This window comes from Bacillus sp. MM2020_4 (assembly GCF_011250555.1).
GTDB lineage: Bacteria > Bacillota > Bacilli > Bacillales > Cytobacillaceae > Neobacillus.
This window is the reverse complement of sequence record NZ_JAANMZ010000034.1, coordinates 22,536-48,769: the sequence shown is the minus strand read 5'-3', so window position 1 is coordinate 48,769 and position 26,234 is coordinate 22,536. Positions and strand designations below refer to the sequence as shown.

Below are 26,234 nucleotides of genomic sequence, written 5' to 3'. Positions count from 1 at the left end.
GCTAACCAATGGGAGCAAGCTCCCAAAGATCCGCTCGACTTGCATGTATTAGGCACGCCGCCAGCGTTCGTCCTGAGCCAGGATCAAACTCTCCAAGAAAGTTGATTAGCTCATTTGTTACGTTGGCATAGTTTCATCTATATTGAAACTAAAAAATATTGTTTGTTGACGTTTTTGTTTGTTTAGTTTTCAAAGGACAATTCGTTACTTCGCTTGAAGCAACTTTATTACTATATCATTTCAAGTTGTTAATGTCAACAACTTTTTTAAAACTGCTTATCGTCTTGCTGACGACTTTTCATATATTACAGGAGATTAATAGATTGGTCAATGCTTTTTTATATTTATTTTCAAATAAAATTCGGTGCAGATTTATTTCTTAACATAAATGCGCCTATGTTATAATGATTGATAAATATTCAGAAAATTAAAATTGAATGGAGGCAAGGGTTTGCTATCATTTATTTTCGTAGTTATGGTGTTATTCCTAATTCCAGGACCAGCTGTTTTATTAACGGTTTCGCAAACAGCTCAAGGCGGAAGGAAAGCCGGGGTCATCACTGGTGTTGGCATTGCCGTTGGCGACTTACTCCATACCATTGCTGCTGTACTAGGACTTTCGGCTATATTAATGACGTCGGCACTCGCATTTGAGGTCGTTAAATACGCAGGCGCTGCCTATCTTATTTTCCTTGGCATTAAATCTGTTTTGGAAAAATCAAAGAATATGAAGAAACCTGTCACAAAAAAGAGCAATCCTGCCGGATCGTTCCGCCAAGCGTTGCTCATTGAATTACTAAATCCAAAAACAGCGCTTTTTTTCCTAGCATTCTTACCACAATTTGTCCGCAGCAACGGAATTCCTGTCGTGTATCAGCTATTAATTCTTGGACTCACGTTTGTCCTTATGAGTATTTTGTATACGACCATGCTAGCCTTCCTAACAAGTTCGATAGGAAATAAGTTATTTTCTACTAAGAATAGTAGATTTGCACGCTGGCAAGGCAAAGTAGTCGGCATCATCTATATTGGTTTAGGGCTGCAGTTAGTGTTTCAGAGTCAAAAATAAAAAGAGCATCTGCATGCTCTTTTTTCTATTCCTTAATGATTGGCCACCCCTGCATAATGGAATCCAAGACTTTCTACTACTCCTTTATTCACGATATTTCTTCCATCGAAAAGATATGGCTGCCCCATTAATGGTTTCAGGCTTGCCCAATCAACATTTTTATACGCATCCCAGTCTGTGCAGATTACGAGTGCATCTGCGCCGGTAACTGTTTCTTCTATTGTTTGGAATTGGTTGAACGAGGAAACCGATGCCATTTTTACAATCGGATCATGTGCCTTGATGATTGCTTGCTCTTCTATTAATTTATTTATCAATGTAAGACTCGGCGATTCCCGTGTATCATCGGTGTTTGCTTTAAACGACAATCCGAGCAAGGCAATCGTTTTATTGATTAAATCCCCGCCAAGGGCCTGTTTTATTTTTTCAACAAAGATAAGCGGTTGAGTTTCATTCACTTCAACTACTTTCTCTAAGATTGTTAGCGTGGTTTCATTTTCCTTCGCTATTTGGATGAGCGCATTGACGTCCTTTGGAAAACAGGAACCTCCATAGCCCATTCCTGCTTTTAAAAATTGCGGGCCAATCCGATTGTCGAGTCCCATCCCCGTTGAAACGTCATTAATATTGATCCCGAGTTTATCGCAAACCCGCGCTAATTCGTTGATATAGGAAATTTTCATCGCAAGGAAGGAATTCGCGGCATACTTAATCATTTCGGAGGCTTTCGGGTTGGTCTCAAGAATTGGACACGTGAAATCTTGATACAATTCACGCATTATTTTTCTTGCGGGTTCACTCGTTGTACCGATGACAATTCGATCGGGGTTGAAGGCATCCTGGAGTGCAGAACCCTCCCTCAGGAACTCGGGATTGGAGACAACATCAAAGGGAATGGCTTCAGCTTGACTTTCCTTGATCCAGTTCGTTACTAATTCTGCTGTTCCCACTGGTACCGTGCTTTTTGTGACAATTACTTTATAGTGGTTCATATGTTTCCCGATGGACTCAGCCACATTTTTTACATAGGTGAGATCGGCACTTCCGTCCGTCCCCTTCGGCGTTCCGACACAAATAAAAATAACATCATTTTCTTTGATGGCCTTTTTGGCCTTTTTTGTGAATTTGATTGTTTCATTTGTGACATGTTTAGTTAACAATCCCTCAAGAAAAGGCTCATAGAAATGGAGTTTACCTGTTTTTAATGCTTTTATTTTCTTTTCATCAAGGTCTAACCCTGTTACTTGGTGACCCTTTTCACAAAATACAAGACCTGTCGTTGTTCCGACATATCCCGTTCCAACGATTAATATATTCACAGTTTATTATTCCCCCTTCATCTCCGATAAAGACGTGTGTCAGTATGAAAAGACTGACGAATCTTTGACATGGCTTGTATTAATTTATTCACAAACGAAATTTGTGGAAGGGTACCGAACATAAAAGGGCATAAATGGGGAGTTGTCCTATATAGAGTTCTATTTCAATCAATGAAACAGGCTTTCATTGACTATCTAGGTTTACCTTTTGCATCTCGGCTACTTGATCTGGTAAGGTTCCATATACAAAAAAAGCACCCATGAAGGGTACTCTTTCCACCGCTAGATCCAGCCTTTTTTCTCGGCGATACTGGCGGCCTCGGTTCGGTTTTTGGCATCGAGTTTGTGGATGATTTCGGAGATGTAGTTGCGGACGGTGCCCGATGATAAATAGAGTTCGGATGTGATTTCTTTGGTGGTCTTCCCTAAAGCCGCAAGGCGCAAAATCTCTTGTTCTTTCGGGGTCAGCGGGTTTTCCTCACGAATCACATCAAAGGTCAACTCCGGGCTGAACACTCGTTTTCCCGCCATCACCTTGCGGATTGCATCAGTGAGCTCGTCAATTTCCCCATCTTTTAATAAGTACCCATGGACACCGATTTTTACCGCACGCTCAAAATAGCCAGGACGGGCAAAGGTGGTTAAGATGATGACCTTACTTGGAGACGCCCGGCGTACAAGCTCTTCCGCCACCTCGAGACCATTCAAAACAGGCATTTCAATATCCATTAAGCAGACATCCGGCTTCAGATCCGTGATTGCCATAAGCGCTTCTTCTCCGTTCATCGCTTGACCGATGAGCTTCATATCTTTCTCTAAATCTAGCAAAGACCCCAATGCTCCTAGCAGCATTCGCTGATCTTCCGCAATAAACAGGCGAATCATACTGCAGCCCCCTCCTCTATTAATTGGAACGAAAAAGCGATATCCAAATGCTATTGCTTTTTAATAATTGGTACATTGATTTCCAAGACTGTCCCATTATGGTTGGACAGGACCAGCCCGCCGTCAACGAGTGCCAATCTCTCTTCCATTCCCCGTAAACCATTCCCAACCACATAATTATTCCGTAAGCCCATCCCATCATCATGGATGATAAGGTTCATTTTTCCAGAAAATTGCTTGATGGCAATCGAACAATGGGTGGCCCGGCTATGCTTGACGACATTAGTTGCCGCCTCACGGATACACATCCCGATGATGTTTTGTGTAAACGGGGAAACACTGGAAAAATCACTATCGCCATCGTAATGATAGGTAATTCCCGCAGCACGCAAGATTTGCTGCACTTGCAGCAGTTCTTCCGTGATGGTGGCTGCGCGCATATCAGTGACAAGTTCGCGTACCTGCTTGAGTGCCGCACGGGAAGTGACCTCCATTTCCTTTGCTTCAAGCCGGGCCCGTTCTGGATCAGTCGCGGTCAATCGCTGGACTAGCTGGCTTTTTAACGTGAGGAGTGAAAGCGTATGGCCGAGTGTATCGTGGAGATCACGGGCAATCCGAACACGTTCTTCTCTTTTGACCAATTCTTCAATTTTTTGATTCGCCTGGTCGAGCTCCTTTTCCAGCTCCATCCGGCGGTTCATGGAACGGATGCCAAACGGAGAAATCAGCATAATAATCAGAAATGGGACAAAGTAAATGAGTTCTGCCGGAGTGAAAAAGGTCTTCGTTCGGATCAGATGGACAATGAACGGCAGAATTTCAACTACCACTAAACAGATGAGTCCACGTCTAAATCCCGTTTTATCCTGGTACCAGCCGATAAAGTTCGCCGGGAAAAAGCCTAAAAACATGTAGTTTAAGTGGTAAAACAGACTGAAGATAAAAATAATCGCCATTTGCACGGCCAGCCAGAGGGTGAATGTTTTTTTTCCAATAAGAAAATAGAGCTGGCGATAGGTCACCAGGAAGAGCAGCAACATTCCATAGCCAAGGAGCTGCTTCAACCCTGATTCTTTTGTTAAATAAACAGCTGGAAAACCAATATAAACGAGAAAGATATACGGGAACAAGCCAAATCTTTTCGGAAAAACGGACCACTTCATCCTCTATCACGCTGCTTCCTGCTTTCGTCTCATATACTTCGATAGTAGCATGAATACCGCTAAATAGGCGATTAAAATTAGAATACTTTTCCAATCGGGCATATTGCCGCGGATAATCTCCCAGGCGCCATTGCCGAAATTATAGGATGGCAGCCATTTTCCGATGGTTTGCATGATTTTCGGCATAATCTCAAGCGGCATCCACAGCCCGCCAGCAACCGCGAGTACCATATAAATTACGTTGCTGATACCGGCAGCCGTTTCTACTTTTTTCATCATGCCAATCAAGGTGCCAATGGCGAGGAATGGCAGCGAGCCGAGCAAAATCCACAAACCGCTGGCAATCCATTCAAAGGCGGTAAGTGACACGTCATTGATGAGTGCCCCTGCAATAAAAATAATTGTAATCGAAAGCAGATGGATCACACTTTGGCCAATCATTTGCGCCGCAAAGTAGATTGTATCAGAAAGTGGCGTGATGCGAATGAATGTCGACCAGCCTTGGGAGCGCTCCTGCACCATTCGGATGCCGAGCGTCATCATCGACGAGCCCATGACACTGAACACGGTCATCGACATGAGGTAATGCGCCTGCCACTCGGCTTGGTCTGGCGCATTGGTGTTGACCACGTTTGTAAAAATATAATAGAAGAGAATTGGCATTACGAGTGACCAAAATACAAAATAGCGATTCCTGAGGACGCGGAGAATTTCGACTTTGCACTGCATTTGGAATGTTTTCATTTTATATGGCCTCCTTCGTGCCGCTTGTTAGCTGTTCAAACGCCTCTTCAAGCTTGCCGCGTTCGATTTGAATGTCATGGGCACCGATTTTTTCTTGAAAAAGTAACTCTAGGACTCGGTCTGTATTATTCGACTGGACATAGACACGATTGTTTTTTCGGTAAATATTATCCACTTCACTGTGGAGATATAAGTTTTCCAGTGATTTCTCCGGGTCAACGATAAAGGAAACCGATTGCTTCGAAATTCTCGCTTTGATTTCGGTCGGTGTTCCATCAGCAACTACGGAACCGTCTTTAAAAAGTAGGATCCTATCCGCCGCATCATCCGCTTCCTGCAGATAATGTGTGGAGAAAATAATCGTTTTCCCTTGGTCTGCAAGGTGGTGAATCGTTTGCCAAAAGCGATTTCTTGATATACTATCCATGCCGACCGTCGGTTCATCAAAAATAATTAGTTCCGGGTTGCCTGCGAGGGCAAGGGCGAAGCTTAAACGACGTTTCTGACCACCTGACAGTTTTTCCGCGCGTGTTTTCATGTCCTGCTCGGTTAGACCTGTTAGGTTGATGAGTTCCGCCATCTCAAGTGGCTGCGGATAATAGCTTCTTATTAGTTGGAGAATTTCGTGGACTTTAAGGCCGGGCATGACGCTGACTTCCTGGAGCATCGTGCCGATTTTTTCGCGAACCTTCTTCTCCTGCGGCTGGTGGTTAAATAATTTGACCTCGCCCACTGTTGGGGTAAGCAGTCCCAAGATCATCGAAATGGTGGTTGTTTTCCCGGTGCCATTCGGGCCAAGAATCGCTACCACCTCGCCTTTCCCAATGGTGAATGATACATCGTTAACCGCTATTTTATGTTGAAATGACTTTGTCACGTTTGTTACGCGTACAATTTCGTTCATCGCTCGAACACCTCCTGATTTCTGATTTCATTGTATGACGTCTGGAAGGTAATTTTTAGTAAGGAATGTCACCAAAACGAGGTGACAAATGTCATATTCTTTTGACCTATTTGTGGTTGGATTCACAGGGGCGGCGTTCATTCCGCGGGTTTTCGTGTTCATTCCGCGGGTTTTCGAATTTAATCCGCCAACTTTCTTATTTATTCCGGCAAACTTAGACGGAATTCCGCCGAATTGACCATTTATTCCGCGAAGTACATTTTTCAGCAGGGACCCGACCACGTAAAAAGAGACCTCCTATGCAGAAGGTCTCTCAAACGGTATTTTTTTAAAAATCAGTACCCTAACCCGTGGCCAAACCCGTATATGACGCTGCCGTCCTGGTTGTAAATTGTAACTGGAAGTTTGCCGGTTGGCTGATTTACAGCAAAGATCGTGTTCACTGCAGCCTCAAAGCTTACATCTTTCGTGCCATACTGGGTCAAATACGCATCTACATTAGGGTACGCCATCATGTCGTATGGATTACGAAGCCCCACAGCAATCACGGCAGCGTCCGTCTGCTCCATCATCTGATTGGCCAGCTTCATTAAATTGGCTGAGGGCAATCTGCCGCTTACCGTAGAGGTATTTGTCCCAACTATGATATATTTTGCTGTTTTGGCGATGGCTAAATTGGCAGCCGAAAGCGGTGCTGCTGTATCGATCACGGTAACATTTGGATGGTGCTTTTTGACCTCGGCCGTGATCACCGAAGCGCTGGATCCGACGACAACCATTTTATCCTCGGCGGTAGCCTTTAAAGGAAGGACGCCGTTATTTTTCACAAGCGTAATCGATTTTGCCGCCGCTTCTTTTTCTACCTGCAAATGTTCCGCAGATCTCGCCACTTTCTTGGCATTGGCAACCTTTTCATCAAGGCTCTTTTCCACTTCAGCCTTCACAATTCCCCGATTTAATTTCAATGTTAAGATCCGTTCTACCGATTGGTCGAGTCTTTCCTCGGGGATATCCCCGGAGTTAACGGCATCATAAAGACCATTTGCCACGGATTCAAGTCCTACCGGCATTAACACAATATCCGTTCCCGCTTTTACGGCACGAACCGCGGCATCGACGGGACCAAAATGGTCGGCGATGGCTTGCATATTCATCGCATCGGTCACAATAACACCCTTAAAGCCCATCTCTTCACGCATTAAACCGGTTAACACCTTGTGTGATAGGGTCCCGGGAATAGCAATTTCCGTGCCATCCTTTTTTGAAATAGCTTTCGTGCGGTCGATTTTCGGGAAAGTAACGTGGGCCGACATCACTGCATCAATTCCGGCATCCATCGCCTGTTGGAAAGGGTACAATTCTACCTTTTTCAAGCGGTCAATATCATGCGGAACCTCTGGCAGACCTAAATGTGAATCCGTTGCGGTATCGCCATGACCTGGAAAATGCTTGGCTGTTGCAGCCGTTCCCGTTTCATGCAGACCTTTAATATAGGCATTCCCCATCTTGGCAACAAGCTCAGGATCCTCGCCAAATGACCGAACGCCAATCACCGGATTATCGGGGTTATTATTTACATCGAGAACAGGTCCAAAGTTCATATTAATCCCGACCGCGTCAAGTTCCTCGCCAATCGCCCTGCCCACTTTTTCAGCCAGTTCTTCAGATCTTGAGGCGCCAAGCGCCATGTTCCCAGGAAAATCGGTTCCGAACTGCAGGCGAGTTACAATCCCGCCCTCTTGGTCAACTGAAATTAACAAGCCATATTTTTCTGCCGCATCCTGATAAGCCGACACGAGCTTCGTTGTTTGCGCAGCCGTTACGGTGTTTTCACGAAAAAGAATGACACCGCCGAGATGATACTTTTTAACAAGCGCAGAAATTTCAGCATTCATTTCCGTTACATTTTGCCCCTTCCAAGTACGGAAATCCGGCATCAGCATTTGTCCAACCTTTTCTTCCATCGTCATCTGTTGGATGGCATCTCCGATCAGATCATAGCGTGATCCCTTTTCTTTTTCCATGAGGATTTCTCCTTGATTACCTTTGAATTGAATCGCCATCCGATCGGTGAAGCTGCCATCACTAACAGAGATGAAGGTTTTGCCATTGTGCCCTGAGAGGGTAACCTCGCCATCTTTGACAGCGGCCACATTCTTATTGGAAGATTTCCAAGTCAGATTTTCAGATGCCAGCATAAAGCGGCCATCTTCGTACACATGAAGGGCATTTAATTGAATTTTGTTGTCCTTCACGTCCCTTGTTACTTGCGGAACGTTAAGGTCAATCACTAGGTCCTTAATCCCCGAAGCCGCCGCAGCCCCTGCAAATGGAATCCCCGTTAACAATAAGGCAAATGCAAGAAATGAGGTCATACACGTCCTGAAAAATTTTCGCATCGTTTCTCCTCCTCCATAGATGCAGGCGCTGATTTATGTATAAAACTATGATTGCGCTTACATATTGATTTAATCATATATGGGGGTCTGTATAGTCGTCTATACCACCTATGTCCTATACAAGCCTATTCCTCTTGTTTTATTAGGTATAAAGGCGAGGATCATTCGCATTATTTTTGGTCTTTTCTTTCAATTTTGTATTATCCACAGATTTTAAGGAAATACCCACAATCAATCAGCAGTTATCAACAAAGATTTAATGTTATACACAAATTTATCAACATGTTTTTATTCCTTATTCACGATTGTTACAAATAGAGATATCTATCCACATTGTTCGTATTTTTATCCACAATTTTCAAAAAGTTATCTACATTATTGGTTGCTTTGTCCACAAATTATTACCATTTCTGAGGATAACTCACAAGAGGACCTAGAAACATATTCTAAGTCCACCCTTTTCCCCTTGTCTAATCCGGAATACCAGACTCCTCTGTTTCGGAGATAGGCCTTCCTTTTTCCACAATCTCCTTTAATTCCCCTTCATCCCCTTTTGCGTTAATAATCTCGAATAGTTGATTCAATCCTTCGCTCGTTCCGTCGACCCTATTTTTCAAAAAATAACCTCCCTTTCCTAGTAGAATACCCAACTGGTATGTCATTATTTAGTATTAACACGTTGTTAATATTGTCTTGCTCACTTGTTCACAAACTGTTCACTATCCACCCCATTTTCAGTGACCTAAATCACTAGAGCAATCACTAGAGAAGTTAAAATGAAGGTGTAGTAAGGAATGAAAAAAAGGAGTAACTGGGGGAGATTATCAATGGGTAAGATCACGAAGTTTGCAGCAATTATTGTTTCATCTGTCGTAGTGTTAAGTGCTTGTGGTAAGGCGGAACTTTCAATTGAAAAAGATGTGAAGGCACAGACTAATAAGAATGCATCTTCAACTGTTATTGCACCCCATGAGCATCTAAATCAAAAACCAACACCCATAAAAATAGATAGAATCGGCGAGCATGAAGTCAATATCGAAATGACATCACAAATCACGGATATTGAAATTTCTAAAGGCGATATGTATAAAGCCTGGACCTTTAATGGCGAAGCCCCAGGGCCAGTCATTGTCGTGAACCAAGGCGATAAAATTAATTTTACCTTAAAAAATATGGATCCATCCATTCCACACAGCATGGACTTTCACGCTGTACATGCTGCACCATCTGAAGATTTTGCGAATGTAATGCCAGACCATACCGGTTCTTTCAGCTATCCTGCTGATAATCCAGGGGTATTCATGTATCATTGCGGTACAAAGCCAGTGCTATCACACATTGCTAACGGCATGCATGGGACCATTATCGTCAAACCAACTACCGGCTATCCGACCGATTCCGAAGTCGATCGTGAATTTGTCATCGTGCAAAATGAATGGTACAAATACAATAATTTAGATGATTTTACAAATGGAACACCAAAATATGTTGTTTTTTCAGCGAAGGCTTTAAAAGATGGGGATATTAACACAAACGGAACAGTAGGTGCGCTTGTTGACAAACCGCTGCTAGCGAAAGTTGGCGACAAAGTGAGATTCTATGTGATGAACGTTGGTCCAAATGAAGTGTCAAGCTTCCATGTGGTCGGCACCATGTTTGATGATGTCTATATGGATGGTAATCCGTTTAACCATATGAAGGGCATGCAAACAGTAATGCTTCCAGCTAGTGGCGGGGCAGTGGTTGAATTCACTGTCACGAAGGAAGGCAGTTACCCATTTGTTACACACCAATTTAACCATGCGACAAAGGGTGCCAACGGCGTCTTGAAAGTCACGAAAGATGGCCATGATGATGGTAGTATGGTAATGTCACATTAATTTTCAAATCAAAATGAAAGTGTCGGGTGAAAAACCCCGACACTTTTTGTTGTGATTAAATATTCCAGAAGCCCTTACATTCTCAGACCCATTTCAAACGCTTTACTATTATGATACGTCGCTTTCACCTTTAACTTCATTCTTAATGCATCATCCAGGCAATCTTGCTGCAGTAATTCATGGTGACGGTGCTGGAATAGATGATAATAATATTTACCCAGCATAAATAATTTCAACACATGAAAACCTCCTCCATTGTTGGTTTACATAAATCGCAGGAGTAGTTAGTCGTGTTCGGTAACTGGCAAGCATCGTCGTTAAACATTAGCCCCTAATAGTTTTGCGTCACCATCTTTCAATGGTTTTGCCGTTTCGTACGATTTATGTGTTTATAAAAACTATAATGCAGTCGCCATTTAAAAGTAAAGGGACAATAGACCTAATAAGTCAAACTATTTAGTAAGTTTAGGAATGTAATAGGGAGGTTGGTTTATTTTTCCTAAGGCTGTTTTAAAGCCATAGATCGTGTCAATGATATATAATGAAGTGAGTTTTCTTTTAAAAGGACGATTATCATGCCAAAATTAACTAGATTCAATATTTGTCTTCTTGTGATTACACTTTCTTTATCAGGATGCTCCTGGAAAAATCATTCGGCGAAAAAGGATAGTAGTGAGGCAAATCTGCCGCCTGTCCCCGCAGATCATTCTTCAACAGCTGAGTCAAACAAAAATAAGGATGGTAGGCAGACAGATTCGGGTGTTCAGATTGTTACTACGCCGGAAATGATCCCTGTTCTTGTCAACAAGCATCATATGCTTCCTGATGATTACAATCCCAGTGATTTGGTTGATCCCGATATCCAATTTATTTTTGCAGAGAAATTAGAAAAGCGGAAAATGCGTGCTAAGGCCGCAACTGCTATCGAAATGTTATTTACTGCGGCTAAACAGGATGGTATAAGCCTGCTGGGTGTCTCGGCATACCGCTCCCATAGTGAACAAACCTCCTTATTTAATCACTACGTTAATGTAGATGGGTACGAGGCTGCTATGACCTATAGTGCTGTTCCTGGTACAAGCGAGCATGAAACAGGCCTCGCCATTGATGTAACGGGTGGCAATGGAAAATGTGCGGCCGAGGATTGCTTCAAGGGAACTCCCGAGGCGGACTGGCTACAGAAACATGCCGCTGATTATGGATTCATCATCCGCTATCCAAAAGGAAAAGAGCAAATTACCGGGTACCAATACGAACCCTGGCACCTCCGTTACGTCGGCAAAACGATCGCCAAAAAAATCATGGACCGCGGCATCACACTCGAAGAATACTACAATACCGCGCCAGTAAATAACGGTGCCTGACACCCTTTGTGGACACTGTCCGCGTGGAATAGACACATAAAAAGGAGCCTCCACTTGCAGCTTGTACTAGGCAGCGAGTGAAGGCCCTTTTTCTTATTTCCCTTTAATTTCAAGTAATTTCAGACGTAAGTCGTTTTCCATGTTAGCAAGTTCTTGTTCGGCAAGACGGCGCTTGTGGCGGCCTTCCTCTTGGATTCGCATGGTTTCTTCGAGTGTTGTGATCAAGCTTTCCTGGGTTTTCTTTAATGTTTCAATATCCACTAAACCGCGCTCGTTTTCTTTTGCCGTTTCAATCGTATTGGTCTTTAGCATTTCAGCATTTTTCAAGAGAAGCTCATTGGTGGTTTTCGACACCTGCTTTTGCGCCTCCACCGCATGACGCTGGCGAATCAGTGTCAACGCAATCGCCACCTGATTTTTCCATAGGGGAATGGCCGTCATGATCGATGATTGGATTTTTTCCACAAGTGCCTGGTTTGTGTTTTGGATTAAGCGAATTTGCGGCGCACTTTGAATCGTGATTTCACGGCTTAATTTCAAATCATGCAGACGCTTATCTAAACGGTCTGCGAACTGAATCATATCGTTGACTTCTTGAAATTTCATTTGGTCATTGGCTGCCTCCGCTGCTATTTTTAACTGTGGAATTGTTTTGGTTTGCATTTCTTCCAGTTTGATTTCACCGGCGGCGATATAAATATTCAGAGCATGAAAATATTCTTTATTCGTTTCATAAAGCTGTTCAAGCAATTTTATATCGGATAAAAGGACATTTTTACTGCGATCAAGTTTCACACTAATCCGGTCAATTTGCGCCCCTGTTTTCTGGTATTTGGATAGCACTTCTTGAAGGGTGCCGGAAATTTTTCCAAACATACGAGCAAATAAGGATGGCTTCCCATCCTTTAGTTCATCCGGATTGACCTCATCAAGCCTCTTCATTAAGTCACTAATGATTTCTCCAATTTCACCCACATCCTGTTTCTGAACATGCTCAAGCATGGCATGGGAAAAGGAAAGCAACTTTCCTTGTGCTTGGGTGCCGTAAAGAATCATCGCTTGATGGTTGGCCGGATCGATTTGTTCCGCCAGCTGATAGGCCTTCGCCCGATTTTCCTCTGGTATGACGTCAATTAACTTGACCGGTTTCACTTCATTCGCTTGTGTTTGCGGTGCCGGGTTTTGGGTCAATTCCTGCTTATCACCAAATGGATCGGCCAGAATATCATCTAATAAATTTCCAGATTTAGTAAGATCGATTGGATTGTTTTCACTCATTTTAGCCACCTATTTTCTTCAGGGAATTTGGAATCTTTGTTTTTCTTGATAGAATGCTTTGCGACATCAATTTCAAAGTTTAAGGTATCGATATCATTCGAAATGACCTGATATAAATCTTCTTCCAACACCCTTGAGAGTTCATTTAATGTTCTACGTGTTTCAATAAGGGACTGCCCTATCTCGCTATTCTGCTTCGGTTGCGAGGAGAGGAAGGTATATTTTTCTGTTAGTTCAACAATTGAATCCAAATGGGAAAAATAAAACTCCTCCGCCTTGTAAAAACGCTTCGGTTCTTTTGTTGTCATCTTGTGTATTTTTTTTGTAATTCTATGAATGTCAATTCTTTGTTTAACAGATGAAATATCCCGGATCTTGAAAATACTTTTATTTAAGCGCCTGATTTTCTGTTTTGCTTCGGCTAAATTTTTCCTAATATAGCGGTATTCTTTCCGTGAAAGCTGATGCTTTTTTAAATAGCTGATGTTCATGAACAACGATAGGATCAGATGGGTAAGGACCCCTCCAAGGATTGCAAAAGCAGTTGATGACCAGAAAGTGAGTCCAATAGGAAAAAAGCAAATTAGCCATGTACATACGGTTATCGGGACAGCCACAAATGTGCGAAGCAGAAATGACAAAATCGGGTTCATAATAAATCGACTCCTGACTTAATAATCCTTTATATTCATACGAATGAAGGGAAATGAATGTTTCACTTCTTTTGAAAATATCCGTATCAAAAGAAAGTTATTTCCAGTTACTACTTCCACAATACACGAAAAAACTCCTGCCTGCCATAGACCACAAACGGAAAGAAATCTAAGACTTAAGACGTATTTTTATTCGAATTATGATCCACGCCCAAGAGGAATTAAATGTATTTCATAGGCTAATAAAGGTATATAAGAAAACTCGAGTAATAAAGAGGAGAGAGGAGTTTTACATGTATTATCCTTATAGAATGCCTGTTGAGCACCATCACGGAGTAAACCAACACCACACTGGCGGACATTATCATCAGGGAAATCAGCACCACCACGGAGGGCAATCACATCACCAGGTTCCGTACCATCACCATGAGAATCATCATTATCACGGGGGGCATCAACACTCTGGCGATCAGCACGCTGCTCATTCGGGTCTGGGGGCGTTGGGTGCCGGCATGCTCGGGCTGGGGTTAGGGTATTTAGGATCTGGGCTCGTACACGGATCCGTCCCAGCAGGATATGGAGGTTTTGGAGGATATCCTGGTTATGGTGGCTATCCACCTAGTGCGGGGCCTTACGGTTATGGACCGGGTGCAGGGTATGGATACCCTGTTGCTTCCCCTCCCGGTTATCAGGGGATGGGTCCAAATATTTATGGATCCGGAGCCTATCCACCTGTCGGGGGATATGGAACATGGTCACCCGCTGAATACGGTATCCCTTAGATAGGTTTACTATAAAAAGCAGGCTATCAAATTGATAACCTGCTTTTGGTCCTTCCATTCCGCTTATCAACGCTCGTACAGCTCGATCGGAAGCCCATCTGGATCGGCAAAGAAGGTAAACTTTTTGCCTGTTAAGGAATCTATCCGGATTTCTTCGACGGTAACATCGTGCCTTGTTAAATCACGTACAGCTTCTTCCATATTTTCCACCTCAAAGGCAATGTGTCTTAACCCAGCAGCTTCCGGATAGCTTGGCCGTACCGGTGGGTCCGGGAACGAAAACAACTCAATTTGATAAAGCCCATCCACTGCCAAATCAAGTTTATACGAGTTCCTTTCCTTTCGGTAGACCTCCTGTACAGGTGTCAAACCAAGAACCCGCACATAAAAATCCTTTGATTTTTGATAATCTGAACAAATAACAGCGATATGGTGGATCCTTTTTAATTTCATGTAAACACTTCCCTTAAATAAAAATAAACAATATCCCACTTTTAACCAATGCGATACTAAATAATACGAGACAGAACACATCCCAATGAATAATTCCTGTAAACTTACGATATCACAATTTGTTGTTGTAATGTGACATGGTATTTTTCAATGATTCATTAAAGAACCACAATATATATTTACACTTCCAAATTAACTGCAAGAACATCCCCTTCCCTTCACAAAAAGTTCGCCAATTTCTAGTTTCGCCCTCCCTAATTATCCGAATATTCAAAATTAGTACAAATTGCCTTTCCTTCGCCTCGGAATATAGTGCAGGGTGCATTGAAATAACCAATCCAAGAGGTGAATGTACTTTTGAAGAAAAGAGCTCTTTTTACCATTCCATTATGCTTGGTGCTTATTGCTGTGATTGTAACTTCCTTCTTCTTACTCAATATCAAACCCGCTGAAGGAAAAATAGCGCAAGCACAAAAACTGGCAGAATACACGAAGCCAGCAGTTGTTCGAATCGTTGACTACGCCGTTGTCGGGTGGCAGTTTAACAACCCGAACGATCCTGAAGTTATGGCGATATTGGATCAATTAAAGTACCAATCAGTTGTCGGTGGTTCCGGGTCTGGTGCGATCATCAGCTCCGATGGTTATGTCGTTACAAACGCCCATGTGGTCGAAGTGACGCAAATGAGGGAAGAAGATATTGCCAATGCGGCGTTTGAACAACTGGTTGGAATTCTGGCAGACCAATTTAAAGTTGACTACGAAACAGCGTACCAATACATGCTCACGTATACAAAATATACGGAGATAAAAAAAGTATTGAAGGTTGTTTTACCGGGCGGGGATATCCTTGATGGCGAAGTGAAAAGCTATGGAGCCCCTATTAATGAGGGTAAGGACGTCGCTGTTTTAAAAATTGAAGGGAATAACCTGCCCACCTTACCGCTCGGCAATTCCGATGAAATCCAGAACCAGGATAATGTTTGGGTGAGCGGCTACCCTGCTGCAGCCGATTCTGACCTGTTATCCACGGATTCATCCTTCGTTTCTTCAATGACTGCAGGGCAAATATCGGCTACATCGAAAAGGACAGAACAGGGAAGCCCGGTCATTCAGATTAATGCAGCTGCCACACATGGGAACAGCGGTGGTCCAGTTATCAATGAAAAAGGACAGATTATTGGTTTACTCACCTTTAGAGGCGATACAGTGAATGGCCAAGAGGTTCAAGGCTTTAATTTTTCTGTACCGGTTAATACAGCAAAAGAATTTGTGAACCAAGCCGGTGTCAGGGATTTCAAAAGTGAAACCGATAAGCTTTTCCAAGATGGACTAGAATTGTATTGGGGCGGTTACTATAAGCATGCGTTGGAAAAGTTTGAGGCGGTTCAGCGCATCTATCCAAACCATTCTGAGATCAAACACTATATCGCGAACTCGGAAAAAAAGATGAGCAGCAGTAAGACGTTATGGTCCGATTATTCTACCACCTTCTATATCATCGATGGTGTTTCCGGATTACTCATTCTTGTACTGCTGGTGTTCACCTTTGCCTTTAGACCGAAAAGCCCAGCGGTTGCTGTCGCTGGCGTTCCATCAGCCGGACCGGAAAACACCTTGGCTGACCTAAACAAAGATCGCAAAATCGACGTTCAAGACATCCTCCTCGCCCTCCAGGAACACCAGAAACGGCAGAAAAAAGACGACGACGATAGTGGAAATGGTGCCTGACACCCTTTCCACTACTGGGATGCAGTTTTTATGCTGTATCCCTTTATTTGTGTACGTTTTTCTCGTCGGAAACATTTCTGGGTTCGTGCATATACAGTATAATTAAAACTAAAAGGTCCATATCTGTTCTCGTCAAGATAACGTGAACCTTCTATAAAGGAGCGAAACGAAGGTGACTGAAAATCTGTTATTAGCATTTGGATTAACATTATTTGCAGGCCTTGCGACTGGAATAGGCAGTGTTCTTGCCTTTTTCACCTCACACACCAACACAAAATTTTTATCGGTAACGCTTGGGTTCTCTGCAGGGGTGATGATTTATGTATCCATGATTGAAATTTTCGCCAAGGCAAAAATAGCACTTGTTGATGCCTTAGGAGTTGGCCCTGGAAACTGGCTGACGGTCGGCGGATTCTTTGGCGGCATGCTATTGATTGCCGGCATAGATAAATTTATACCGAAGCAGAGTAATCCACATGAACTGAAAACGGTGGAGGACATGCAAGGTAAAGACAGTAAAGGCAGCCAGCCTGATTTATTAAAAATGGGAACCTTCACGGCACTTGCTATCGGTATTCATAATTTTCCTGAGGGGATCGCCACCTTCACGTCAGCACTCCAAGATCCTGCGCTCGGCATTGCCATTGCTGTGGCCATTGCCATTCACAATATTCCAGAAGGAATTGCCGTTTCTGTCCCTGTTTATTTTGCCACAGGTGATAAGAAAAGAGCCTTCAAGCTTTCCTTTTTATCAGGTTTGTCCGAGCCAATCGGGGCATTGGTAGCCTACCTTTTCCTCATGCCGTTTCTCAATGACATCATGTTCGGGATCATTTTCGCTGCGGTTGCGGGAATTATGGTGTTCATCTCTCTCGATGAATTACTGCCGGCAGCCAAAAGGTACGACGAGGCTCACCTTTCCATCTACGGCCTGATCGGCGGCATGGCGGTAATGGCACTTAGCTTGCTGTTATTTATTTAGAGTCTTGGTGCCTGACACCCTTTACACTGTATTCAGTGTGATTGACTCGTTAAGGCATTGGTCAGTGATAACGGTGCTTCCTTGAAGATCTGAGATGGTGCGGGCGAGGCGGATGATTTTGATTTGGGTCCGGTTGCTCCAATTTTTCTTGATGGCTTGCTGCTGCAATGTTAATTGTTGTGTGCCTGTTAAAGGAGTCTTTCTAAGAAGAACTTCGTAAGGGACTCTACTATTACAAATCTCTTCACCATAGCGATTATATTGCCTCTCCCGTGCCTGCCCCACTCTTTCACGCACAACACTTGAGGGCTCCCCTTGCAGGGGCATCCCATCAGCGGCGGTTAAATCCACTGGCCTTAACGTCAGATTAATATCAAATCGATCCCTCAGCGGACCTGAAAGTCTATTTTGATACGTGAGAATCTGCTTGGGTGAACACGTACAATAATGGGCATTCGAACCAGCATATCCGCATGGGCAAGGATTCATTGCCGCAATCAGCACAAACGAAGCAGGATACGTAATCGTGGCATGGGTGCGGCTTATGGTGATGAATCCATTTTCGAGCGGCTGCCGCAGCATATCTAATGTTTTTCTTGGAAACTCGCCGATTTCATCTAAAAATAAAACACCCCGATGAGCCAGAGAGATCTCCCCGGGTTTTGGGTATTGGCCACCGCCGATAATGGCAACTCCAGATGCCGAATGGTGCGGACTTCGAAACGGTGGCAGCAGGCTTTGAGTGTAGGAATTTCTACTTAATTGATATAAGCTGAGTACCTCGAGTTGCGCCTCTTTTGTTAATACCGGCAAAATAGACGGAAAGCTCTCGGCCAGCAAGCTTTTGCCACAACCAGGAGGACCGGTCATCAGGACATGATGTTCTCCTGCAGCCGCTATCTCTAATGCATGTTTGGCACTGGCATGGCCGATGATTTGCTGAAAATCTAAATATGGACTGCGTTCAACTTTTACCTCATCTTCTTTTTTTAAATTGTATGGAGTCCACTGCCCCGCAAAATGCCCGATGACATCTTTTAAGGAAGCAACGTGAATGATTTCTAAACCCTCAAAATCAAGTATAGGGAGATGGTCATCCAAAGGGATATAAAGTCTCCTTATCCCTTGCCTTTTTGCCGCAAGAACGGCTGGAAGTAGCCCCTCCACAGGTTGAACTGAACCGTCCAGGGAAAGCGCTCCCAGAAAACCCGTATCTTCAGGGATTACTGCCTCTACCTCATGCAGACTTAGCAGCAGCCCAATTGCCATCGGAAAATCAAACATTGGACCGATTTTCTTTTGATCCGCAGGCGATAGATTAATGATAATTTTATTTCCAGATAAGATATAACCCAGGGAGCTGAGGGCCGCAATAATTCGCTCCTTTGACTCCTTCACAGCCGCATCATGCAGGCCGACAATTTTAAACGAATCATTCCCTACATAGGTTCCTACCTCCACATTCACCCGATAACCTTCCATCCCCTTTAAGCCGATGCTGGTCACTCGAGCCCACATGGAAACCACTCCCCCTCGAGCTTGATGATTTTTCCATCTTTCCAAAAAAACTTGTCCGTTAGTAGGGAATGTATATATTGTTGGTAATAATGTTGCGACGGTTCTGGAAAATAGGAAAGGATTGGGTTGGGGTTAACAAGGGGGGTCTCTTCACTTTCGCCGTAGAGATAGGCACGATAGCTGCTCCAAGGATACTCCTCAGGCGCCGTCACCATCCTGGCTTCCACTGGGTTTAAATGAATATACTTGCTAACATCTATCTCATATTCACGAGAGTCGAGGATTTCGGCACCATAACGCTTGTCGAAAACATGGCCCGAAAAATCATACTTTTGATTAAAGTACTTTGCGTATTTTGTATTGAGATGCTTCATGATGATACTGAGTGGAGTGTCATACGTTTCAAGCTGGAGGTGGGTATGATTGGTCATTAAGCAGTAAGAGTGGAGTTGAAAGGGATACCGGTCTTTCGTTTCTTCTATGTAACTCAGATACTTCTTATAATCTTCATCCTCATAAAACAGCGAACTCTTTCTAATTCCCCTGCTGGTCACATGAAACTTCGCACCTGCAAACCACAAACGAACCCTTCGCGCCAAATCAATCACTCCCTTAATATAAGTATGTTTATACGATGGAAATGGTGGTATGGGTGTCAGGCACCATCCCCGTCTTTTCTATTATACAAATATTTTCCATGGAAGTTAGCGATATTGAAATATGTAACAAAATGTTCAAATGGTTTGGTTGGAGAGAGCAAGGCTCTTTATCTGTGTCTTTCCTGTTAGTACCCTTTTGTCCTGCTAAATAATCAAGTTCGAAGTTTATCATAAATGTATAAAAGGTGGGTAGCCCTAATATTTATTAGTAAAGTATCTCTTCATTTCTTACTTTCATTAGGGGGGGAATGTCTCTGAAAAGTGTAAGAATGATACAAAGATTGGTTGGTGTTCTCCTTCTTGTGTACGGGATTTATCTTATTTTCGGCACACAAGAGTTCTTTGGTACCATATTAATCATTATCGCCTTCTTAATTTTTCCCAGCTTAAACAAGGAAAAAAAGAGATCTTACAGCAATGATGTTGATTACAGTGATCGTTACAATGATTCTGCCAATGATAAAGACAGCTCCTCTGGCGTCAGCGATTCAGACGGCAGTGGCAGTGACTAATCATACAAAGCTATTCCCCTTGTACACAATCTAAAAATGCCCCCGATTTTAAGATTCGGGGGCACCTTCACTTTCAATCAAAGTTACTTCGCCTTTGCAAAATAATACAAAAACCACACCGCGTGATTTTGCTCATCTGCCGCTGCCCTTCTGAATACTTCTTTAATGAACGGGTCTGTCGCAGAATCAGCTATTTCCATATAAAAATCTACTGTTTTTTGCTCATCCTCCAGGGCAAACTCCAATCCTTTTAAAAAGGTATCCGGACAGTTCTCGGTAATCTTTGGCTGAGGGGGCACACCTGTTAACCCCCGGTAAATCTGAACAAACTGTTGATAATGTTTAATTTCATCCTGACGAATCTCAAGAATTTGCTCCCGTTCCTTCTTAGACGGAGCCAGATTAGCCAGCCTGGCATAACATTCACTCGCACTATACTCACCGTTTATGGCCTTTTCCACATCCTGAACCAATGGAAAGGATGGCCGATTTAAGGCATCGCGGTAATTTGTAAAACGGTACATAGAGGAACCTCCCCAATTATTATCATTATGTATCTTATGAATAATGAAAGAATTGGGTGAATGGCAAGATCCTTTAAATTGATCAGGATCTTACAAATGGTGCCTGACACCCTTTATACCTCTTGGGTGTTGTTTACCTTTACCTTTTCCTTTGTTTTTACCTTTTGATGTTCGGTTCCATTTTGGTCTTCCGCGATGAGTTCTTTTAGGAATTGGAGAAGCTCATCATGGATGCCTTCCTGCTGAAGGGCAAATTCGATTGTTGTTTTGACAAAACCGATTTTTTCCCCCACGTCAAACCGTTTCCCTTCGAAATTGTAAGCGAAGACGCGTTGAATCTGATTAAGTTTATGAATCGCATCCGTTAACTGGATTTCACCACCGGCGCCTGTCTCCTGCTGGTCTAGGAACATAAAGATTTCAGGGGTTAATATATATCTTCCCATGATTGCTAAATTTGAAGGGGATGTACCTGGCTTCGGTTTTTCAACAAAATGTTTGACTTGATAACGTCTGCCCTCTTGCTGGAGCGGATCGACAATCCCGTAACGGTGTGTTTCATTTTCAGGAACATGCTGAACTCCAATAATCGAGGAGAAAGTCGCCTCATACTGATCAATCAGCTGTCGTAAACAAGGGGTATCACTTTGAACAATATCATCGCCCAAAAGGACAGCAAATGGCTCATCACCAATAAAATTCCGTGCGCACCAAACGGCATGTCCCAAACCCTTCGGTTCCTTTTGACGGATATAGTGAATGTCCGCAAGATTGGAGGTATAGTTCACTTTATTTAAAAGATCCCATTTCTCCTTTTCAAGTAAGTTTTTCTCAAGCTCCGGGGCAAAATCAAAATGATCTTCAATCGCCCGTTTCCCTTTTCCAGTTACAATAATAATATCCTCGATCCCTGAAGCAATAGCTTCTTCGACAATATATTGAATCGTTGGCTTATCCACAATTGGCAGCATTTCTTTTGGCATTGCTTTCGTTGCTGGTAAAAAACGGGTCCCAAGCCCAGCAGCCGGAATTATCGCTTTGCGAACTTTTTTCACAGTCTGTCTCTCCTTTACGTCACTTATAATATGTATAGTATAACAATATTTTTAGTCTTACCCATAAATATCCTAATAACCCCAATTATTATACCATAAGACCCTTTTTCAAAACTAAGATTCGGGTATATTTATGTGGTGTCTTTTCGTGGCGGATTGGTGTCTTTTAACGGTGCCTGTCACCCATTTTAGTGTTATGATAGTAGCAATATTTAATAATACCAATCTGTTACAAATGGTGCCTGACACCATTTAGTTGATTTCTTTTACCTGAAAGGAGATTTCCATATGCCTTCTTTTATTGATGTGCCAAATGGTGTTTTTCATGCGGTCTGCCCGCTTGATTGTCCGGATCAATGCGGGTTGCTTCTGCATAAAGCGGACGGAAAGATTGTAAAAGTGGAGGGTGACCCGCGCCATCCAGTTACGAAAGGGCATATTTGTAACAAGGTGCGGAATATGAATGAACGGATTCATGACGAACATCGTCTGAAATATCCGCTCAAACGGGTTGGTCCAAAGGGCGAAGGAACATTCACCCCCATTAGCTGGGAGGAAGCGCTCCAAACCATTACTTCCCGTTGGAAGAAGCTCATCGAATCAGATGGTCCGGAGAGCATACTTCCGTACAGTTTTTATGGAAACATGGGGAGACTCAGTGCCGAAGGAATGGACCGGCGTTTTTGGAATCATTTAGGCGCCTCTAGGCTAGATCGAACCATTTGTTCCTCCGCCGGATCTTCAGGGTATCAATATACAATGGGCGGCAGCCTCGGGATTGACCCTGAGGATACCATCCATTCCAACCTGTTCATCTTTTGGGGAATCAATGCCGCCAGCACCAACATGCACCAGGTGGCATTGGCGCAAAAAGCGCGCAAGCAGAACGGTGCAAAATTGATTGTCATCGATGTTCATAAAAATCAAACCGGCCGATTAGCCGATTGGTTTATTCCGATTTTGCCAGGGACGGACAGCGCCCTCGCCCTCGGGATCATGCACATCTTATTTGCAGAAAACATGGTCAATCATGACTTTTTACAAAAATATACCATTGGCCATGAAGAGCTGCGCGAGCATGTCAACCAATACGACCCTGCCAACGTTTCTACCATCACCGGTGTTCCAATCGAAGATATTTATAAGTTGGCAAGGATGTATGGCAAAGCGTCCCCTTCCTTTATTCGAATAGGCAATGGTCCGCAGCATCACGACAATGGCGGTATGTTCGTCCGTACCGTCGCATGCCTTCCTGCCCTTACCGGCCAATGGCTTGTCAAAGGTGGCGGTGCCATTAAAGGAAATTCGGCTTATCTTGAACCAAATACGGTAAGCTTGCAACGGCCAGATCTTTTGAAAAATAAACATACCCGCGTGGTGAATATGAACCAACTGGGCGAAGCATTAGTAACAGTAGATCCGCCCGTAAAATCCCTTTATGTGTACGGTTCAAATCCTGCACTGGTTGCCCCGTCCAGCAATAAGGTCAGACAGGGTCTTGAGCGCGAAGATTTATTCCTTGTCGTTCATGATTTATTTTTAACAGAGACGGCCAAATACGCGGATATTGTGTTACCAGCAACATCATCCTTCGAAAACACCGATTTATATACGTCGTACTGGCATCATTACGCGCAAATTCAACAGCCCGTCATCGCCCCGTACGAGGAATCCAAATCGAATGTGGAGGTCTTCCGCTTGCTGGCAATCGGAATGGGGTTTGGCGATGTGGCTGCCTTCAAAGAAACAGAGGAAGAAATGATGGTGGGCGCGCTTGATAACCCGCGGAATTCCTTTTTGGAGGGACTTAAATATGACGCTTTAGTGGAGCGGCAATACCTGAAAGCCAAGGTGAAACCATTGTTTCCAGGGACGCTTCCAACTCGAAGTGGAAAAATAGAGTTATATTCTGAGAGGATGAAACAGGACGGATACCCGCCGCTGCCAACCTATATCCCGCTGGTGGACGATGGAGATCACAGCTATCAATTTGTCCCCGGGCCGAATCACAATTTCTTAAACTCTACTTTTTCTAACAATCAGAAGCATATTGGGCTTGAAAAAGAACCTCGCTTACATATGAATCGCCTGGATGCGTTAGCAGCAGGAATTGAAGAAGGTGAGATCGTGCGTGTGTGGAACAGGCGCGGGGAATGCGAGTTAAAAGTTGCGGTGGGAGATAATGTCCTTCCAGGGGTTGTCGTGTCGCAGGGGCTCTGGGCAGATACGGTGGGCAGGTCAAGGTCCGGTTCTGAGTCTGGGGATGCCAACCCCAACCAAAGCAAAAGGCATTTACTGAACGCACTTACTCCCGATCGCATCGCAGATATGGGAGGCGGCGCAACCTTCTTTTCAGGGCGGGTAAGTGTCGAGAAATTATAGGGTAAAAAAAAGGAACCAGAGCCCAATCAGCTCTGGTTCCCATCAATTTCAAAATGGTGCCTGTCACCCTTTACTAGCTTACTACCCACTTTATAGTGTTATTGGTGTCAGGCACCAATGGTTTCGCGGAGCCAGTTTTTGCCTTCGACGAGGCGGGTGACGAGCATGGCGCAGACGGTGTTTCCGGTTGAGTTGAGTAGTGTGGCCGGTGCGTCGATGATGGTGCTGATAACGGCGATGATCGGCAGGGTTTCTGGCGGGAAGCCGTAGACGCTGATAATCAACATTTCACCAATCATTCCGCCGCCAGGTATCGCGCCCATCACGGCACCGACTAAAAAGGCAACGGCGAGAATACTTAAGATATTCGAGATGCTCGTTAAATCCTTCCCAAATAACGCAAACAGGAAAACGATTTTCAGGATACCGCCAAAGACGGACCCATCTTTATGTGTGTTCGCACCAAGTGGGACAATCGTTTCCGCAATATCCTTCGGCACCCCCATCTTCCGAACCGTGTCGAGGTTTACAGGAATGCAAGCCGCACTCGAACAAGTCGCCAGCGCCGTAACAGATGGCGTGATGGCATTTTTCCAAAACACCTTGACGCCTGACTTGCCGCCAGCAATGAAGGCATACAGGGTGAAAAATCCAAAGTAATAAATGACCGCCAAGATCAAATACAGGACAAACGAGCGGGCATAGCCTTCTAAAATTTGCGGTCCCAGTTCACCAATGACCGCGGCAAAATAACAGCCAAGTCCGATCGGCGCATAGTACATCACGATTTTGACCATCTTCATCATGACCTCTGTCGCCGCCGATAAAAAGGCCGCAACAGGTTTCGCCTTTTCGCCAACCATGGCAGTCGAAATACCAAACAGCAACGAGAAGACAATGAGCTGAAGCATATTACTTCTCGACAGCAATAAATTAAAATCAGATACGGTGAAGGTGGCAACGAGATGGTCCATAAACGTTAATTTTTCCGCATCCGTTTCCACAGCGGAATGATTCATTACCTCTTTAATCCCGGCAATGTCGGCATTTTCAATCGGATGGATAATGGACGCACCCACTAATCCGAGAATAGCGGCGACTGAAGCGGTCACTAAGAAAACGGCAAGGATGCTGCCCATAATTTTCCCCAGCCGTTTCATGCCATTCATGTTTGCAATCGCCGAAGCAATGCTAAAAAAGACTAAAGGCACAATGATCATGAACATGAGGTTTAGAAAAAGATCGCCAAACGGCTTCACTACGGCCGTCTTTGTTCCAAAAATCAAACCTGCTGCCCCGCCAATCACGATGGCTGACAGTAAAATCAAGGTGAATCGGTAATTTTTAAAAAATAATTTCAAATGAATCCACAGCCTTTCGACAACATCTGCAAATAATCATACCCAAATTCAGGCGTTAGGTAAATGACTTTGTTTTTAACAGATAATTCTAAAAATACATACCTTCTTATCAAAACAATAGCTCTCTGACAGTTATCAGAGAGCTACTTTAGCCAAAAATTATTAAATAATAAAAACCATATACTAAAAATCCCCAAGTAGAGTTCATTTCACCCTTTTCTTGATTTTGTTCAAGGCCCCTTTTGTTTCATTTAAATACTTTACTAGCCTCAAAGGCTTACTTAAGACCCTTTTCGGAAATTCCTCAATAAACTTTCCATGATCCGTTTTATATTCATCTGTTAATCTTGTTGGTTTTGATGTAACTCGCTTATAAACCTCTTTATACAATTCTCTCATCGGATTCATTTCCGTCTCGATTCTCCGGTGGCAGTTCGTACATTTAATACTTTGAATCTTATTATTTAAATATTGAACATGATGCAGGGTGTCGTCATGACAATGTGAACAATAAAGGCTGACATCTATTTCTGAAATCTTCATATAGGCTTCTCCTTTACAAATATTCCACGAACTCTTTTGCAAAAAAAGGAACTCTACTATTGGCTAATATCCTT

The 26,234-nt window shown here is 43.6% G+C and carries 26 protein-coding genes, 1 rRNA gene and 1 riboswitch; of the genes, 8 read left to right on the top strand and 19 right to left on the bottom strand.

The window, feature by feature from the left end:
- Nucleotides 1-99: ribosomal RNA gene (locus tag G6554_RS18425) — 16S ribosomal RNA — on the bottom strand; the annotation flags it as partial.
- A gap of 352 nt (nucleotides 100-451) precedes the next feature.
- Here G6554_RS18425 and G6554_RS18420 point away from each other — a divergent pair.
- On the top strand, nucleotides 452-1,069 hold the full coding sequence (locus G6554_RS18420) for a LysE family translocator (RefSeq protein WP_166244507.1): 618 nt from the start codon (nucleotides 452-454) through the stop codon (nucleotides 1,067-1,069).
- 32 nt (nucleotides 1,070-1,101) lie between these two features.
- Here G6554_RS18420 and G6554_RS18415 read toward each other — a convergent pair whose 3' ends face one another.
- The 8 genes from G6554_RS18415 to G6554_RS18380 form a co-directional block, all read right to left on the bottom strand.
- Nucleotides 1,102-2,388 (bottom strand): nucleotide sugar dehydrogenase, encoded by a 1,287-nt coding sequence (locus tag G6554_RS18415; RefSeq protein WP_166244506.1) that lies wholly within the window; start codon nucleotides 2,386-2,388, stop codon nucleotides 1,102-1,104.
- 282 nt (nucleotides 2,389-2,670) lie between these two features.
- A complete protein-coding gene (locus G6554_RS18410; protein ID WP_166244505.1) occupies nucleotides 2,671-3,273 on the bottom strand; it encodes a response regulator transcription factor in 603 nt (200 codons plus the stop codon).
- Between the two features lie 50 nt (nucleotides 3,274-3,323).
- Nucleotides 3,324-4,436: a sensor histidine kinase gene (locus tag G6554_RS18405; RefSeq protein ID WP_166244504.1), complete on the bottom strand. Its 1,113-nt coding sequence runs from the start codon at nucleotides 4,434-4,436 to the stop codon at nucleotides 3,324-3,326.
- A 6-nt stretch (nucleotides 4,437-4,442) separates the two neighbouring features.
- The gene (locus G6554_RS18400) at nucleotides 4,443-5,180 is read right to left on the bottom strand and encodes an ABC transporter permease (protein WP_166244503.1); all 738 of its coding nucleotides are present in this window, start codon (nucleotides 5,178-5,180) and stop codon (nucleotides 4,443-4,445) included.
- Nucleotide 5,181: 1 nt separating this feature from the next.
- The gene (locus G6554_RS18395; protein ID WP_166244502.1) at nucleotides 5,182-6,084 is read right to left on the bottom strand and encodes an ABC transporter ATP-binding protein; all 903 of its coding nucleotides are present in this window, start codon (nucleotides 6,082-6,084) and stop codon (nucleotides 5,182-5,184) included.
- Nucleotides 6,085-6,111: 27 nt separating this feature from the next.
- Nucleotides 6,112-6,366, bottom strand: coding sequence for a hypothetical protein (locus tag G6554_RS18390; RefSeq protein ID WP_166244501.1), 255 nt, complete (start codon nucleotides 6,364-6,366; stop codon nucleotides 6,112-6,114).
- 53 nt (nucleotides 6,367-6,419) lie between these two features.
- Nucleotides 6,420-8,483, bottom strand: a complete 2,064-nt coding sequence (locus tag G6554_RS18385; protein WP_166244500.1) for a glycoside hydrolase family 3 protein — start codon at nucleotides 8,481-8,483, stop codon at nucleotides 6,420-6,422.
- A gap of 470 nt (nucleotides 8,484-8,953) precedes the next feature.
- Complete coding sequence (locus tag G6554_RS18380) at nucleotides 8,954-9,100, bottom strand: hypothetical protein (RefSeq protein ID WP_166244499.1); 147 nt, start codon at nucleotides 9,098-9,100, stop codon at nucleotides 8,954-8,956.
- A gap of 177 nt (nucleotides 9,101-9,277) precedes the next feature.
- On the opposite strand from G6554_RS18380, the gene G6554_RS18375 reads away from it, so the two are divergent.
- The gene (locus G6554_RS18375) at nucleotides 9,278-10,363 is read left to right on the top strand and encodes a multicopper oxidase domain-containing protein (protein ID WP_242637706.1); all 1,086 of its coding nucleotides are present in this window, start codon (nucleotides 9,278-9,280) and stop codon (nucleotides 10,361-10,363) included.
- 74 nt (nucleotides 10,364-10,437) lie between these two features.
- Here the strand turns inward: G6554_RS18375 and G6554_RS18370 are convergent, their stop codons facing one another.
- A complete protein-coding gene (locus G6554_RS18370) occupies nucleotides 10,438-10,602 on the bottom strand; it encodes a hypothetical protein (protein ID WP_166244498.1) in 165 nt (54 codons plus the stop codon).
- Nucleotides 10,603-10,656: 54 nt separating this feature from the next.
- Nucleotides 10,657-10,742, bottom strand: a riboswitch (cyclic di-GMP riboswitch).
- 196 nt (nucleotides 10,743-10,938) lie between these two features.
- Between G6554_RS18370 and G6554_RS18365 the strand changes: the two genes are divergently transcribed.
- Complete coding sequence (locus G6554_RS18365) at nucleotides 10,939-11,727, top strand: M15 family metallopeptidase (RefSeq protein ID WP_166244497.1); 789 nt, start codon at nucleotides 10,939-10,941, stop codon at nucleotides 11,725-11,727.
- Between the two features lie 93 nt (nucleotides 11,728-11,820).
- Here the strand turns inward: G6554_RS18365 and G6554_RS18360 are convergent, their stop codons facing one another.
- Nucleotides 11,821-13,005: a toxic anion resistance protein gene (locus G6554_RS18360; protein ID WP_166244496.1), complete on the bottom strand. Its 1,185-nt coding sequence runs from the start codon at nucleotides 13,003-13,005 to the stop codon at nucleotides 11,821-11,823.
- Nucleotides 13,002-13,658: a 5-bromo-4-chloroindolyl phosphate hydrolysis family protein gene (locus G6554_RS18355; protein WP_166244495.1), complete on the bottom strand. Its 657-nt coding sequence runs from the start codon at nucleotides 13,656-13,658 to the stop codon at nucleotides 13,002-13,004. The genes G6554_RS18360 and G6554_RS18355 overlap by 4 nt, the downstream gene beginning before the upstream one ends.
- Before the next feature lie 293 nt (nucleotides 13,659-13,951).
- Between G6554_RS18355 and G6554_RS25605 the strand changes: the two genes are divergently transcribed.
- Entirely contained in the window at nucleotides 13,952-14,440 is a 489-nt protein-coding gene (locus tag G6554_RS25605; protein ID WP_207342943.1) for a hypothetical protein, read from the top strand.
- 66 nt (nucleotides 14,441-14,506) lie between these two features.
- On the opposite strand, the gene gloA2 is transcribed toward G6554_RS25605, so the two are convergent.
- Entirely contained in the window at nucleotides 14,507-14,893 is a 387-nt protein-coding gene (gene gloA2, locus G6554_RS18345; RefSeq protein ID WP_166244493.1) for an SMU1112c/YaeR family gloxylase I-like metalloprotein, read from the bottom strand.
- A gap of 357 nt (nucleotides 14,894-15,250) precedes the next feature.
- On the opposite strand from gloA2, the gene G6554_RS18340 reads away from it, so the two are divergent.
- Both G6554_RS18340 and zupT read left to right on the top strand, forming a co-directional pair.
- A complete protein-coding gene (locus G6554_RS18340) occupies nucleotides 15,251-16,624 on the top strand; it encodes a S1C family serine protease (protein WP_166244491.1) in 1,374 nt (457 codons plus the stop codon).
- 172 nt (nucleotides 16,625-16,796) lie between these two features.
- Nucleotides 16,797-17,606 (top strand): zinc transporter ZupT, encoded by an 810-nt coding sequence (gene zupT / locus G6554_RS18335; RefSeq protein ID WP_166244488.1) that lies wholly within the window; start codon nucleotides 16,797-16,799, stop codon nucleotides 17,604-17,606.
- Between the two features lie 21 nt (nucleotides 17,607-17,627).
- Here the strand turns inward: zupT and G6554_RS18330 are convergent, their stop codons facing one another.
- Both G6554_RS18330 and G6554_RS18325 read right to left on the bottom strand, forming a co-directional pair.
- Nucleotides 17,628-19,124: a YifB family Mg chelatase-like AAA ATPase gene (locus tag G6554_RS18330; protein WP_166244486.1), complete on the bottom strand. Its 1,497-nt coding sequence runs from the start codon at nucleotides 19,122-19,124 to the stop codon at nucleotides 17,628-17,630.
- Nucleotides 19,109-19,732 carry a transposase gene (locus tag G6554_RS18325; protein ID WP_347564328.1) on the bottom strand — a complete coding sequence of 208 codons (624 nt, stop codon included), beginning with the start codon at nucleotides 19,730-19,732 and terminating at the stop codon, nucleotides 19,109-19,111. The genes G6554_RS18330 and G6554_RS18325 overlap by 16 nt, the downstream gene beginning before the upstream one ends.
- Before the next feature lie 299 nt (nucleotides 19,733-20,031).
- Here G6554_RS18325 and G6554_RS18320 point away from each other — a divergent pair, with 299 nt between their 5' ends.
- Nucleotides 20,032-20,295 (top strand): hypothetical protein, encoded by a 264-nt coding sequence (locus G6554_RS18320; protein ID WP_166244482.1) that lies wholly within the window; start codon nucleotides 20,032-20,034, stop codon nucleotides 20,293-20,295.
- Nucleotides 20,296-20,378: 83 nt separating this feature from the next.
- Here G6554_RS18320 and G6554_RS18315 read toward each other — a convergent pair whose 3' ends face one another.
- Together G6554_RS18315 and galU are read right to left on the bottom strand one after the other, a co-directional pair.
- A complete protein-coding gene (locus G6554_RS18315; RefSeq protein WP_166244480.1) occupies nucleotides 20,379-20,819 on the bottom strand; it encodes a ferritin-like domain-containing protein in 441 nt (146 codons plus the stop codon).
- Nucleotides 20,820-20,932: 113 nt separating this feature from the next.
- Nucleotides 20,933-21,874: a UTP--glucose-1-phosphate uridylyltransferase GalU gene (gene galU / locus G6554_RS18310; RefSeq protein WP_166244478.1), complete on the bottom strand. Its 942-nt coding sequence runs from the start codon at nucleotides 21,872-21,874 to the stop codon at nucleotides 20,933-20,935.
- Between the two features lie 288 nt (nucleotides 21,875-22,162).
- On the opposite strand from galU, the gene G6554_RS18305 reads away from it, so the two are divergent.
- Nucleotides 22,163-24,256, top strand: a complete 2,094-nt coding sequence (locus G6554_RS18305; protein ID WP_166244476.1) for a molybdopterin oxidoreductase family protein — start codon at nucleotides 22,163-22,165, stop codon at nucleotides 24,254-24,256.
- A gap of 107 nt (nucleotides 24,257-24,363) precedes the next feature.
- Here the strand turns inward: G6554_RS18305 and G6554_RS18300 are convergent, their stop codons facing one another.
- Together G6554_RS18300 and G6554_RS18295 are read right to left on the bottom strand one after the other, a co-directional pair.
- Entirely contained in the window at nucleotides 24,364-25,617 is a 1,254-nt protein-coding gene (locus tag G6554_RS18300; protein ID WP_166244474.1) for a dicarboxylate/amino acid:cation symporter, read from the bottom strand.
- A 204-nt stretch (nucleotides 25,618-25,821) separates the two neighbouring features.
- Entirely contained in the window at nucleotides 25,822-26,160 is a 339-nt protein-coding gene (locus tag G6554_RS18295) for a bh protein (RefSeq protein WP_166244472.1), read from the bottom strand.
- Nucleotides 26,161-26,234 lie beyond the last annotated feature (74 nt).